The sequence below is a fragment of the Maribacter sp. R86514 genome, assembly GCF_044597005.1.
GTDB lineage: Bacteria > Bacteroidota > Bacteroidia > Flavobacteriales > Flavobacteriaceae > Maribacter.
The window spans coordinates 2,326,681-2,340,722 of record NZ_CP138999.1; the positions used below are offsets into that span (position 1 = coordinate 2,326,681).

Sequence of the window (14,042 nt, forward strand, 5' to 3'; positions counted from 1 at the left end):
TTTACCTATCTGAATCACTTTTAGAGCTTTTCTTGAAGATGTAGTTATATTTAAAACTTTCTTCTTCCTGGAATTCCTCTTCTATGGGCAGTTCCCTGAAGTTTCCGTTTTCATCAAAATGCTGTAAAAACAAATCATCTTCTTCTTTAAAATCTTCCTTTTCCCATTCATACTTTTTGGTTGGTGGTATGCGTGCTTTCACCATTTTTGCAAGAAACAATCCCGTGAGAAAACCGGCTAAATGTCCCTCCCAAGACATTCCTTCCTTAACGGGAAATATATACCAAAGCATACTCCCATATATAAAAACAACAATTAAAGAAAGTGCTACTAGTCTAAAGTGAGAACTAAATATTCCTTTGAAAAAAATAAAACTAGCTAGCACATAAATAAGTCCGCTTGCTCCTATATGGTAAGATGTTCTACCAATTAGCCAAGTTATTAATCCGGATAATATAATGCCATAGACAACTACTTTCCACGCAACATCTTTATAAAAATACCAAAGCGCAGTAAGTAAAATGGCTAAAGGGATCGTATTGTTATAAAGATGCTCCAAAGAACCATGAATAAACGGACTAAAAACTACTCCGCGTAATCCCAATAGTGTTCTTGGCATTACCCCCATTTCATTAAAGTTCACCCCCAAAATCAATTCTACCCAATACACGCACCATATGACTATCATAGCAAATAGCGGAATAGCCAGCACTTTATTAGAAAACTTAAAATGTCCCATTTCTGACATGAGCTTGTTTTATTTTATAGCTTACAATTATACTACCAACGTTTGCATATTGGTCATATTGTCACTTCAATCCTTACTTAACAATCAATTGGCAACATACTTTTCTCTTCTCATTTAAGATTATCATATTTTTGTATTATGAACGAACCTCTAGCAGAACGCGTACGTCCAAAAACATTAGACGAATATATTAGTCAGCATCATTTAGTAGGTGAAAAAGGCTCGCTAACGAATCAAATAAAGAAAGGTATTATACCTTCATTAATTCTTTGGGGACCTCCAGGAACAGGAAAGACAACTTTAGCAAATATTATAGCAGAACAGAGCAAAAGACCTTTTTATGTTTTAAGTGCCATAAATAGTGGCGTTAAAGATATTCGCGAGGTCATTGACAAGGCTAAACAAGCCGGCGGATTGTTCACCGCTAAAAACCCTATTCTATTCATAGATGAGATACATCGTTTTAGCAAATCTCAACAAGATTCCCTTTTGGCAGCGGTTGAAAAAGGTTGGGTAACGTTAATTGGGGCAACCACTGAAAATCCTAGTTTTGAGGTAATACCAGCACTACTCTCTCGCTGTCAGGTCTATATTTTAAATGCCTTTGGAAAAACGGATTTAGAAAATTTGATCAAAAGGGCAATGGAGAAAGACGCATTGCTAAAATCAAAAAAAATAGAATTAAAAGAAACGGAAGCCTTATTACGTATATCTGGAGGTGATGGCAGAAAATTGTTGAACGTTTTTGAGTTGGTCGTTAATTCTGAAGAAAGTGACACCATTGTCATTACTGATGCATTGGTACTATCTAAAGTTCAAAAAAACACGGTTCTTTATGACAAAACAGGGGAACAACATTACGATATTGTATCGGCCTTTATAAAATCTATTCGTGGTAGTGACCCCAACGGTGCGGTGTATTGGCTAGCGAGAATGATAGAAGGTGGTGAAGACGTAAAGTTCATAGCACGAAGAATGCTTATATCAGCCTCAGAAGATATTGGTTTGGCAAACCCTACCGCTTTGGTAATGGCAAATACAACTTTTCAGGCGGTTACTTCCATTGGTTATCCGGAAGCACGAATTGTATTAAGCCAATGTGCAATTTACTTAGCAACCTCAGCAAAGAGCAATGCAAGTTATATGGCGATAGGAAAAGCACAACAGGCAGTGAAACAAACAGGTAATTTAACCGTTCCACTACCTTTAAGAAATGCACCTACCAAGTTAATGAAAGACTTGGGCTACGGGCAAGAGTATAAATATGCCCATGATTACCAAAATAACTTTGTGGATGCTGAGTTTCTACCTGATGAAATAACTGGAACTACCTTCTACAAACCTGGTAACAATGCCAGGGAAAAAGCGCTTAGCGATTTTATAAAGAATAGATGGAAAACGAAATATGACTTTTAGAATTTGATATTCAATTCTTCTTGAACCAATTTATCGTTCTCATAGTATTCAAAAATCCAATTTCCGTCCTTTTGGTATACCATACCGGTTTTAGCATCTGTTTTTGCTATATAAATATTGTCTACAGAGCTCTTCATTAAGTTCATTCTAACCTTTGGGGAGCTATCTACCAATTGGTAACCGGTTTCTGTTGCCTGTGCGTACCAAATATCTTTTACAACTGTTTTTTTGACTTCCACGTCTTTTAAAACAGATGTTTTTGGCTCTGCTTTCTTAATATTGGATGCCACGGAAGTTTGATCTTTATAGTATTGTGTTTTCTCGGTTTCCTCAGAAATAACCGCAGTACTTTTGGCAACTTTCTCTTTTTCCTTTGCTTTTTCTTCTTTTAAAATCTTAGCGGCTTTAGACTCGTCTAATTTTTTAACATCATTTTTAAAACTAACGGTCAACGGCTTGTCTTTATCTTTTTTATCAGTATACGAATAGTTGATACCATTAAAAGAACGCATCGATTCTCTAATAGCCTCGCTATAGGCAACTTTATATTCCTTCTCTTTACTAATACCCTGCATGGTACTAAAAACAATGTTGTCATTACAGTCTATTAAATTAATGATGGTTTTAGTAGAAAACATACTACTGTCATCTTGCAAATCTGCAACAACACCCAAACATCTATTAAATTTTAAATCATCGGGCAATTGATCGTCATATACCGTAGTAAATCCTTTACCTGTAAATAGAAACTTTATCAACGTACTTGTTTGATGTTCATTCATATTCTTAAAAGCATCAAACTTTTTTGGAACAATAATGTACTTGTAATCATCTAAGTTCTCTTGGGCATACGAAGAAAGTCCTATAAATGCGAATAGTATTGCGATAGCTGTTTTCAAAATGACATAATTTTAAATTCATCGTAATATATGAAAAAAGCATGCCAAAAAAATAAAAGAAGCGTATAAGATATGGTGTTATTTACGACCCCATGATATAATATTCAACCCAAGTTGAAAAGATGCATAATTGGTCGCCGCTATATTATTATAAGATAGCAGGTTATCTGCCATAACATAAAAATTAACTGGTCCGGCTTGTATATTCATTCCCAATCCTATATTGGTTTTACTAAATTTATCTACAGTATAAGTTCCTTTAAATGCCAACGCATTACCTATTCTACGGGTATAAAAACCTGTTAATGCCATTTGTGGACCTCTAGGTCTATTGATCATATATAACTGTCCACCAAAAGAATTTCTGTACTTAGTGCGCAACTCTCCACCACCAGAAGAGCCAGCTGTACAATCACAATTTTGCGAACCACCATTACCCACAGGTTCTCCAAAATCATTTCTAATAGATGCATATAATTTTGTAGGTCTAAACGAAACATAGCCTTTAGTGTCGGTTTCAAAAGGCACTACTTCCTCAATTTCATCTACCAATTCTTGCCAAAAATCTCTATCTAAGCTTGCAAAATTTTCAAGTACATCTATTTCTATACCTTCTACAGATGTATTTCCTTTTAAACTATAACTTTTAGAGTCTCCAGAATGATAAATAAATCCTACGTCCAATAAACTGCCGGTAACCGTTGTTCGTTCAGATAAATGATATGTAAACCCCAGGTCTACACCTAAACCCAAATCTCCACCAAAAAGGGCTCTACTTATAATTTCATTTCCAAGGGCATCATCGTTATTTGCATCCCTTAAACTTCGTAGTCCAGATGTACGCAGCAGCAAATCTGCATTTAAATTCGTGGCAATTAAATTGTTCTGCCCCTCTACATTACTTAGATGTCCATTATTTGTTGAAGAACTATAGTCCGCAATAGCCGAGTATAATTTTCCCCTAGCACCTACGGTTAAATTACGATCTATTCTTTTATTGATGCCGAAATGAAAAACATTGACCAAAGAACCACGAACCTTTAAATCTCCCAAATCATATCTTCTACCCAACTGATCAGCGTTACCGTCAAATAACAGATAAGCATAATCTTGAGGCCAGTAGCCTATATTGTCAAACTCAAGATATCCGCCAAACGAGTAAAATATATTCGGATTCTCGCTTCTGAATCCGCCACTCAAATATTCCATTTGTATCGTGGTACTTAACTCATCTTTTGAAGTAAGTACATCTAAAGCCCGCTCCCTGAATTTTATATTGATATCTATGCCATCGTTGGCAAAAATATCATTGACGGATATAGCATTAGAACCACCATACCCAGAAATACCAGATAACATAGGCACACCTGCATACCATTTAAAATCAGATTCTACACCGGGGTTTACAGATAGTGATTGTGGTATTTCATTAAAATCATACAGAATTTGCTTATTCTGAGCTTTTAAACTCAAAGTAAGCAAAACGCCAGCTATAAAAAAGCATCGGCATAATCTCATCGTATATCTAAAGTAAATTGTGCACTAGAACGAAGCACGATTGCGGGATCTTGTAAAGTGGACTCGCTACTATTATCACCTAAATTAATAGCGGTCAATCTTATTTCTGAAGTAGCTTTTATAATATCTAGACTCTTACCGGTTGCCCCATATGCCACATCTCTTTGCAGAATTGCCGTTGGTGCCGGATCCATACTAAAAACTTCGGTATCCAATACGTTTTCGGCTTCATCTAAAAACTCTAGTCTAATTTCTATAGGTTTACTAGTGGTGTTCTCTAACTCATAAGTTAGCACTCCAGCTAACACCCTATTGGCAAAAAAGGGTTCTTCAAAAGCATCAAAATTAAAATCCTGAGTAAAAAAATCTAGACCTTCCACTCTATTGATCAAGGTCTCTTGGGCTTTTACGTAGAAAATACTGGTTTCATAATCTGGGGTAATGGTTAAATCGTTTAACTGATCAAAATCTTGCTCTTCAGAACAAGAGGTTACCAGCAGCAGACCTACCATTATCAATGTCAGAATACGTACCATTTTCATCACCTCAAACAAGTTTTATACATATAGACAAGCATCTATAGTAATAGTAACTCTACAAAAGGGATTTTATTTCTTGCAAATCGTAAATAATAGGAGCAATATTGTGACTTTCTTCTTTATGAGCGTTAAAGTGTAGGGTATAGAACCCTAATGATTTAGCGCCCATAATATCCGCTTCTAAGCTATCGCCAATCATTAATGATTTCTCTGGTAAGACACCTGCTTTATCTAAAGCCAAATTAAAGATAACCGGATTGGGCTTTTTAGCTCCTGCCATTTCAGAGTCTATAATCTGATCAAAATAACCATGAATACCAGCGTTTCTAAGCTTCTTTTCTTGAACTTCTTGAAAACCGTTGGTTATAATATGTAGTTTATACTTCGGCTTTAAATACTCTAACACCTCTATTGCATTTGGAAAAAGAGTATTAAATGAGGATAAATGGTTTATGTATTCTTCGGATAACATATGAATAAGATCATCTGTAGCCGGATAACCCATAGTATCAAATACCGATTTTAAACGTTGATACCGCAATTCTGATTTTGTTATTTTATCTTCTCTAAACAATCTCCAAAACTTCAAATTTGCAGGTACATAAACTTCTAGAAAAGCTTCTAAGTCGACTTCAACCTTTTGCTCGTTGAATATTTTCTTAAATGTAAGTGCCGAGTTCTGATCAAAATCCCACAGGGTATGATCCAAATCGAAAAAAATATCTGTTACTTTACCTTCAAACATGCTGTTGTTTTATTACCTCAGAATAAACGGTCATCCAATCTCTATCTTCCTTCTTTCCTAAAACTTCATTAGAGAACATAGCTATCAGTGTACCATTAACTTTTTTTACCTCATTCGTCAACAATTCTATTTGACGATAAATTTCTTCATCCTTCTTAATCTTAGATAGGGAAATATCATGCATAGCGAACGGATGCACTTTTATGGGCTGCTTTACCTCTAACGGAATATCGTAAAATTGAAACGGAGTACAAGTACCTGCTCTAAAACCAAGCTCAAAAGTATAGCCCATGGTAAAGTCGTTCGTAAATTCAGCTGCTATCAAATTCCTATAAGTTTGCGGTACATCTACCCTATTATATCGCATTTTACAATTGTTAACAGGTCTATTGATGACCTCTTCCAAATTTGCCTTTTCCTTTTTTAAAAGTTCAAGATCGGAAAATGAACTATAACTAGCCGCTAATGAAACCGGCATATAATCTGCCACATGCTTAATGAGCGACTTAAATTTTATACTATTTGTTGAAACGTTTTTATCGTACTTCGAATAATCTGCAAACTGAAAAAAGAAATTGCATTTTATTTTATACTTCTTGTGCAAACCGATGAGCTCATTGTAATTATCATAAGGATCTTTTTGCCTATTTAATCCCACAGCAATACGTTCTACAACCCTCTTTAGCTTCAAGGTACCTACGTCCATCAACATCCCAATAACACCACGCATGAGACCACGGTTGGCATAGCAATGAGAAGTGGCTACATCTATAACAGAAATAAAGTCATACGTTTTGTTTTTATATTCCAAATCTGCAAAACGTTCTTTCAGTGCATTTAATAGCTTAAAAGCCCAAATATCAACAACAGGTTTTTTAAGGAATCCGTTTTGAAAAGCGATACTGTCTTTAGGAGAAAACCTACCATGTATATCCTTTACATGAGGTAAATACTCTTCATATCTAGAGAGCATAAAGAAACTAGCGGCAAAAATATCAAAAGGTAATGTGCTTCTTTCCCCTGCCTGAAAAAAGCAAGGCGTACCATCATAATCCCCTATATTCAACTGAATATCATTAATTCCCTGTTCAAACAACAAATCATTGCTACGAATAAAGAATTCGTTCTGCAGGGGTTGTTTTGTATAGGTGATCTTTGGTCCCGTATGTTTTATAAACTCTTCTACCTTGGTAGTAAAATCTAGCTCAATACCCAATATATTCACGAAGATATGCCTCATGATATAGGTAAGACGCGGTGTGATTTTATGTGTATAAATCAATAACATTTATAGAATATTTTCATCTGCAAAGCTATAGTAACTTTTTTGGGTAATGATCAAATGATCCAACACTTTAATATCTAAAGTTTCACTGGCAATTTTTAACTTCTGGGTAATCTGTTTATCGGCAGCACTAGGTCTTAATGTACCTGAAGGGTGATTGTGGGCAAGAATAATGGCAACCGACCCAAGCTCTAAAGCTTGTTTCATAACAATACGCACATCTACCAAAGTACCGGTAATACCACCTTTGCTTAATTGTGCCTTATGTAATACTTTGTTGGAGTTGTTAAGAAAGAGAATCCAAAATTCTTCATGTTCTAAATCACCTAACAGCGGTTGTAAAATTTCGTATACATCCTTACTACTTCCTATTTTCTCTATTTTGGCGGCATCTTCTCCCCTACGCCTTCTACCTACTTCTAATGCAGCCGCTATGCTTACCGCTTTTGCTTCTCCAATACCTTTAAAGGTCATTAATTGCTTAACGGAAAGCCTACCTAATTCATTTAGGTTATTATCTACGGATGCCAAAATACGTTTAGACAGTTCAACCGCACTTTCTGATCTACTGCCAGAACCTATTAAAATGGCAATTAATTCAGCATCAGACAATACCGAACGACCCTTCTGAACTAGTTTTTCCCTTGGCTTATCATCATCTGACCAATTTTTAATAGAAAACGAAGTGGGTTTATCATGCATTGGCTAAAGATACAGAACTAATTATTTTATGGTAAATTTATACATCAATTAAAAAACCGACCATGAAATCTATTTTGAACGAAGAGGCTTACCAAGAAATTAAAGGTAGAATAGAACAACTCTCAGAAACCTCTGAGAAAGGTTGGGGCAAAATGACCGTTGGGCAAATGTGTTGGCATTGCCAATACCCGTTAAAATTAGCGATTGAAAATAAACCAAATACATCTAAAGGCAATTGGTTTATAAAAACCTTCTTTAAAAAATCTTTATATAATGATAAACCGTGGAGGAAGAATTTACCTACCGCACCTCAGCTAAAAACAAAAGAAGATAAGGTGTTCAGTACCGAACATGAAACCCTTAAAACTTTAGTGAACGATTTTTATGCGGTTCGTGATCGCGAAGAATGGTATCCGCACCCAGCGTTTGGATCGTTTACAAAAGAGCAATGGGGACAAATGCAATACAAACACTTAGATCATCATCTGAAGCAATTCGGCGTTTAGTTGTTGGCTGTTGGCTGTTGGCTGTTGGCTGTTGGCTGTTGGCTGTTGGCTGTTGAAAAAAAACAAATTCAAGTTCAAAAGTCAAGTTCAAATTCAAAAAAAAAGCCCTAGCAACAAGTACAAGGGCTTACAAACTTTTATCTGATCAAGGTTACTCAACAGGCTCAGAAACCTTTTTAATTTCTTCTGCTTTTTGTTTTACTTTTTCCTTGTTGCGTTTAATTACTTCTTCTAACTCGTTTAGCTTTTTCTCTGCATTGGAAATTTTTTCTTCCTTTTGCTTAATAACTTCCTCGTCAGCACCTTTAGCTTCTCTTTCCTTAGCTACTTTTTCTTTGGCATTTTTCACCTTTTCCCTACCTTTTTTAAGAACTTCTTCTTTCTCAGTAAGCTCCTTTTCAGTTTTCTCTACCTGCTCTTTGGCTATAGAAGCTCGATACTTACCAAATTCTTCGCCACTCATGTCGCCTTTATCTCTACCGTAAGCTTTACCGTTATTGGATTTTTCTTTTTTAAGCTTTTTTGCCTTTTTTTCTGTTTCATCGTCCATTTCATCTTCTACATCAAAATCATCATCATTTTTCATGTAGTCATCATCATCAAGGTCTTTTTCTTTTTTAGCTTTTTTCGCCTTATCCTTACCTTTCTGTTTCATTTCTTCAGCTTTGCCCTCTTGGCGTTCCGCTTCGTTTTCAACAGATTCCTTAACTTCTTCCTTTTTACCTTTTGCCTTATCCTTAATTTTATCTTGCCCCTTCTGCTTCATTTCCTTGGCTTTGCCTTTTTGGAAATCCGCTTCATCGTCAACAGACTTTTTAATTTTTTCTTTTTTCTCCTTTCCCTTTACTTTTCCTTGAGAATTCCCCTGAGAATAACCTGTAGCAGTTGTTAGTGTAAAAAAGAACAACACCAACCCTATATTTTTTATAATAACTTTCATATCCTTTATTTTTAAATGCTATCTAATTCCATTAGAGCAGATTCAACTTCGTTTGCTTTACTTTCTACTTCGTCAGAAGTTTTCTCTAAATCTTCTTCAACAGCCTCAATTTTATCGAGGGTTGCATCCAATTGTTCTTGCTCTTTTTCGGTATCTCTACACGAAACAGCTCCTAAAAAAATGAAGGATAATACTAAAATGTTTAATTTTTTCACAATCTAAAATTATTGGTTAGTACCAATAGAACGAAAATTCAAATATTAAATTGCTTGACTACTAAACATTTATAATCAGGTTCTTTAAATTATTTAAATCGAGCCCTCCGTAGTTACCAGAGCTCATTAACAATAAGGTAGAATTTTCATATACTTTGTTTCCTATAAACTCATGAAAAGATTTTGCATCGGTAAATATGTTTAAATCATCTCTTTGAAAAGCTTCTGAAATTTGTTCGGGGGTCACCGCTTCTAACTTCTTAATTGCCACGGATTCTGGCAAGAAGAAAATAACTGCTTCATCGGCAGCATCTAAAGCACCTTTGTATTCCTTTAAAAATTCAGGATTAAAACTACTGTAAGTATGCAACTCTAAACAAGCGATCAATTTTCTATTTGGGTATTGTTCTTTTACCGCTTTTGTAGTAGCAGCTACTTTACTTGGGGAGTGTGCAAAATCTTTATAGGCGATACTTGAATTACCTTCAGCTATTTTTTCCAATCGTTTAGATGCGCCTTTGAATGTGGCGATAGCCTCATAAAAATCATCCTCGTCAACTCCCATATTTTGGCAAATCCACTTTGCGCCTGCCAAATTGCTTAGGTTATGTTTTCCAAAAACCTCAATAGGCATTGGTCCCTCATTGGTTTCCAAGAGTGTTTCTCCGTCTTCAACACTATATTCAGGTGTAGTATACGGTAATTTTCTAATGGCATTTTCAGAAGCTTCTACAATCTCTTTTACGGTTTCGTCTTCTATATTGTATGTAATAGAGCCACCGTTGACAATACTATCAACAAATATCTTAAACTGCTCTACGTAATTCTCAAAAGTGGGAAATACGTTAATATGATCCCAAGCAATACCACTTAACAAAGCAATATTCGGTTGGTATAAATGAAATTTAGGTCTGCGATCTATTGGTGACGACAAATATTCATCGCCTTCAAGTACGATAAAATCATTATCTTCTGTCAAATGCACCATTCTATCAAAACCATCTAATTGCGCACCTACCATATAATCAACCTCTATATCATGAAAGTTAAGCACATGAAGTATCATTGAAGTAATGGTTGTTTTACCATGGCTACCACCAATAACTACTCGGGTTTTATTTTTAGATTGCTCATAAAAAAACTCAGGATAAGAATAAATTGTAATCCCCAATTCTTGCGCCTTCAACAATTCTGGGTTATCTGCTTTGGCGTGCATACCTAATACAATAGCATCTAAATCACTTGTTATCTTTTCAGGAAACCAGCCAAACTCTTCGGGTAATAAACCTTTTGCTGCCAATCTAGACTTAGAAGGTTCAAAAATAACGTCGTCACTACCTGTAATAACATATCCTTTATGTTCTAGAGCCAACGCTAAATTGTGCATGGCACTTCCTCCTATCGCAATAAAATGTATTTGCATTCCTAAAATTTAGGTTTCAAAGATACGTATTGTGCAATTAAAATTAAGCGATTCTTACAAAACCAAGAAGACGCCAACATGTAGGAAAATCAATATATTATCGATGAATTACAATAAATTTTAACACTTTATATCATTATTAATAGTATTCACCCTACAATTTTAACTTTTCACAACATATAATTTCTTACAAAGATTTTGGCAAATACTTTTATCATTCAATATTGCATTCAACAACCAACCCCCTATTAATGAATAAATTAAAAATTAGGTTCTTAGCCATTGTGTTTTTTACGCTTGGTTTCATAAACTTGGTCAAAGCACAATGCGCAGGAAATGATGCTAGCGTTGTAGTCTGTGAAAAAGATGCAGATGACACCAACCGTAACTTTGCCTTATTTCCAAGATTAGGTGGCTCGCCTACCGCTGGCGGAACATGGTCAACCACAAATCCAGAAAATTTTTATGCTTTAAACCAAAGTACGGGAATCGTTGATCTGTGGCGTATTAATAACTATGGAACACACTCCTTTGTATATACCAATACAGATTGTAATGAAACTGCTACCGTAAACATAACATTGGGCGGTTACCCTGGCGAAGATAATATTGATGGTAGCGCCAATGCCTGTGGTGATGACCCCAATGTAAACTTACACGGATTTTTAGGAAGTAACGTAGATGGAAAAGTACAAGATTTCAATGGGCTTTGGGAAGAAGACCCAAGTACCTTTACCGGTCAATTAAACGACAATTTTTTTAATGCTCAAGAAGCAGGCCCCGGTATTTACAATTTTACGTATACGGTACCCGATGTTGATAGTTGTTTAGAAAGAACCTCAACCGTAATTTTAGAAGTACACCCGCCGCCAAATGCAGGTAGGGCACCCGCTCTCATCTTTTGTGCTGGAGATGATCTATCTGCCTATACCGCATTTGACCTTAGTGAACAATTGCAAGGTGAAGACCCGAATGGAACTTGGACGGAAAATGGCACCAATCAATTAAGCGACCTCAACGATTCGGTCATTAACATTCAAGAAATGTATGATAATTTCGGGTATGCCGATTTCACCTTCAATTATACCGTTTTTCCTAGTCACCCGGTTTGTGAAAAGAGAATTTCTGAAGTAAGCATACGAATATTGCCTATACTAAATGGAACAATTGAAACCGTTGATATCTGTGTTGGGTCAGCATATGTAGTTGATATAGATTATGACGATACTCTTTTGCATAATGGCCAGTTTATAGTACAATATCTTGTCAATAACTCTTTAGATGAAGCACCAACGACATTGAATGACGGAAATGGAAGCTTTGTAATTGACCAAGGTTTGGTTCCCTTAAATGAAGAAGTAACTTTAGAAGTAGTTGGGATTAGAAGCGTTACCCCACCACGTGATGTTTGCCCTAGAGTTGTTGTACCCCCTACCACCTTTTTGGTAACCAGTTCTGATATTGCTGCGCAAGATATATGTATACAGACAGCAAATACCATACAAATTGTTGAAATTCTTGATGCAGACGGAAATTTCGCCACTGGCAACTTTTCAACGACCTACTCCTTAACAAACCCTGATGGAAGTACTGTAAATTCTGATTCGTTTGAGCTTGAATTTACCAACGGTAATGCCTCGTTTATACTACCTTCAAGTAATTTTAACGTAGGTGGCGAATACAACATTAGTACGACACTAACTGGCATTTATGCCACCAGCTGCCCCTTAGCAGATACTTTTGTGGTAACCCCGTTACCAGAAGCTATTCAGTTAGACTTATTAGTAGATAACAATTGCGATGCCACACAAATAGACGTTTTGGTAGATGCACCAATTTTACCGGATGGCACCTACACTATTACTTACGATGTTACCGAATTAGGTTCTAATACCGTGCTAACTACTAATACTATAAATTTCACAGGTGGTACTGCAGCATACCAAATAGATGTCGATGCGTTGCCAATTGGTAATTATACCGCTAGTGTACGAAGCATTCAAAATGATACTACGCCCTGCCGATTAGATTTTGAGTTCGAGGAGAGTGAAAATTTCTCAAGAGGCGGAGTGCCGGAAGCTCCAACAGCCGATGCCAGTCAGACTTTTTGTCTGAGTGATTTTTATGAAACCCCAACATTAATGGATATTAATGTGACCGCAGCCGGCGATATCTTATTTTACGATACTGATACAGATACCAATATTCTACCTATCTCTACTGAGCTTATTGATGGTGAAGATTATTTTGTAACCAATAGCGACCCACTTACCAATTGCGAAGGCACCGAACGGGTTCAGATAACTGTTAATTTCAGTAATCCTGATGCGCCAACTACCATAGATGGTAACCCTTTGTTTTGCGCAGAAGCGAATCCGACTCTGGCAAATATCGAAATATTGGACGTTTCTGGTAACTCTGTCACTTGGTATGACGCTCTCTCAGGCGGTACAGCATTGGACAATGCTACAATTCTTGTTGATGGTCAGACTTATTATGCTTCTACCAACAGCGGTGGTTGTACGAGTACAGAGCGATTAGAAATTACCCCGACCGTAATAACCGTAACACCAACAGCTATTTCTTCAGATGTACTATCTGTTTGTGGTCTTGATGACCCTACTGTTATAGCATTAAGAGCATTAGAAAACGAAACGGAAAATGAAGTATTTTGGTTTATAACCGAAAGCGGTGGTACGGCACTTACGGATGATATCCCTTTAGTACCAGACACTACGTACTACGCCGAGAATTATAATTCCGTTACCGGATGTTCTTCTGCAACACGTATTCCTATCACTATAGATTTCAGTGATTGCAATCCCGAAAATTATGACTTTTTTATACCAGACGGATTTTCACCAAATGCCGATGGCAGAAACGATACTTTTTTCATTCCGAATATAGAAACCATATTCCCCAATTTCACTTTAGAGATTTTGAATAGATACGGTACCTCACTATTTAAAGGCGACAAAACCAACCCCGCTTGGGATGGAAGAAACGGCTCTTCAACAGCACCCAACGGAGTCTATTTCTATATCATCAATTACAACAAAGGCAATTCAGAACCTATTCAAGGTCGCTTATACTTAAACAGATAACC

General features: G+C 36.3%; 13 protein-coding genes. 3 read left to right on the forward strand and 10 right to left on the reverse strand.

Going from position 1 to position 14,042, the window contains the following annotated elements; translation table 11 throughout:
• Window position 1: 1 nt before the first annotated feature.
• The gene (locus SJY30_RS10280; RefSeq protein ID WP_396632107.1) at window positions 2-748 is read right to left on the reverse strand and encodes a rhomboid family intramembrane serine protease; all 747 of its coding nucleotides are present in this window, start codon (window positions 746-748) and stop codon (window positions 2-4) included.
• Between the two features lie 138 nt (window positions 749-886).
• Here SJY30_RS10280 and SJY30_RS10285 point away from each other — a divergent pair, with 138 nt between their 5' ends.
• Window positions 887-2,164 (forward strand): replication-associated recombination protein A, encoded by a 1,278-nt coding sequence (locus tag SJY30_RS10285; protein ID WP_396632108.1) that lies wholly within the window; start codon window positions 887-889, stop codon window positions 2,162-2,164.
• Here SJY30_RS10285 and SJY30_RS10290 read toward each other — a convergent pair.
• The 6 genes from SJY30_RS10290 to radC form a co-directional block, all read right to left on the reverse strand.
• Window positions 2,161-3,063 (reverse strand): hypothetical protein, encoded by a 903-nt coding sequence (locus tag SJY30_RS10290; protein ID WP_396632109.1) that lies wholly within the window; start codon window positions 3,061-3,063, stop codon window positions 2,161-2,163. The two genes, SJY30_RS10285 and SJY30_RS10290, sit on opposite strands and share 4 nt — an antisense overlap.
• 78 nt (window positions 3,064-3,141) lie before the next feature.
• Window positions 3,142-4,581, reverse strand: a complete 1,440-nt coding sequence (locus SJY30_RS10295; RefSeq protein WP_396632110.1) for a DUF5723 family protein — start codon at window positions 4,579-4,581, stop codon at window positions 3,142-3,144.
• Window positions 4,578-5,117 (reverse strand): hypothetical protein, encoded by a 540-nt coding sequence (locus SJY30_RS10300; protein ID WP_396632111.1) that lies wholly within the window; start codon window positions 5,115-5,117, stop codon window positions 4,578-4,580. The genes SJY30_RS10295 and SJY30_RS10300 overlap by 4 nt, the downstream gene beginning before the upstream one ends.
• A gap of 58 nt (window positions 5,118-5,175) precedes the next feature.
• Window positions 5,176-5,865: a YjjG family noncanonical pyrimidine nucleotidase gene (locus SJY30_RS10305; RefSeq protein WP_396632112.1), complete on the reverse strand. Its 690-nt coding sequence runs from the start codon at window positions 5,863-5,865 to the stop codon at window positions 5,176-5,178.
• Entirely contained in the window at window positions 5,858-7,105 is a 1,248-nt protein-coding gene (locus SJY30_RS10310) for a polysaccharide deacetylase family protein (protein ID WP_396632113.1), read from the reverse strand. The genes SJY30_RS10305 and SJY30_RS10310 overlap by 8 nt, the downstream gene beginning before the upstream one ends.
• A 48-nt stretch (window positions 7,106-7,153) precedes the next feature.
• Window positions 7,154-7,852: a DNA repair protein RadC gene (gene radC, locus SJY30_RS10315; RefSeq protein WP_396632114.1), complete on the reverse strand. Its 699-nt coding sequence runs from the start codon at window positions 7,850-7,852 to the stop codon at window positions 7,154-7,156.
• 62 nt (window positions 7,853-7,914) lie between these two features.
• On the opposite strand from radC, the gene SJY30_RS10320 reads away from it, so the two are divergent.
• Window positions 7,915-8,358 carry a DUF1569 domain-containing protein gene (locus SJY30_RS10320; RefSeq protein ID WP_396632115.1) on the forward strand — a complete coding sequence of 148 codons (444 nt, stop codon included), beginning with the start codon at window positions 7,915-7,917 and terminating at the stop codon, window positions 8,356-8,358.
• Window positions 8,359-8,509: 151 nt separating this feature from the next.
• Here SJY30_RS10320 and SJY30_RS10325 read toward each other — a convergent pair whose 3' ends face one another.
• The 3 genes from SJY30_RS10325 to murC form a co-directional block, all read right to left on the reverse strand.
• Complete coding sequence (locus SJY30_RS10325; RefSeq protein ID WP_396632116.1) at window positions 8,510-9,298, reverse strand: hypothetical protein; 789 nt, start codon at window positions 9,296-9,298, stop codon at window positions 8,510-8,512.
• Window positions 9,299-9,309: 11 nt separating this feature from the next.
• Window positions 9,310-9,513: a hypothetical protein gene (locus SJY30_RS10330; RefSeq protein ID WP_396632117.1), complete on the reverse strand. Its 204-nt coding sequence runs from the start codon at window positions 9,511-9,513 to the stop codon at window positions 9,310-9,312.
• A 61-nt stretch (window positions 9,514-9,574) separates the two neighbouring features.
• Window positions 9,575-10,936: a UDP-N-acetylmuramate--L-alanine ligase gene (gene murC, locus SJY30_RS10335; RefSeq protein WP_396632118.1), complete on the reverse strand. Its 1,362-nt coding sequence runs from the start codon at window positions 10,934-10,936 to the stop codon at window positions 9,575-9,577.
• Window positions 10,937-11,187: 251 nt separating this feature from the next.
• Here murC and SJY30_RS10340 point away from each other — a divergent pair, with 251 nt between their 5' ends.
• Window positions 11,188-14,040: a gliding motility-associated C-terminal domain-containing protein gene (locus tag SJY30_RS10340; RefSeq protein WP_396632119.1), complete on the forward strand. Its 2,853-nt coding sequence runs from the start codon at window positions 11,188-11,190 to the stop codon at window positions 14,038-14,040.
• The last annotated feature ends 2 nt before the right edge of the window (window positions 14,041-14,042 follow it).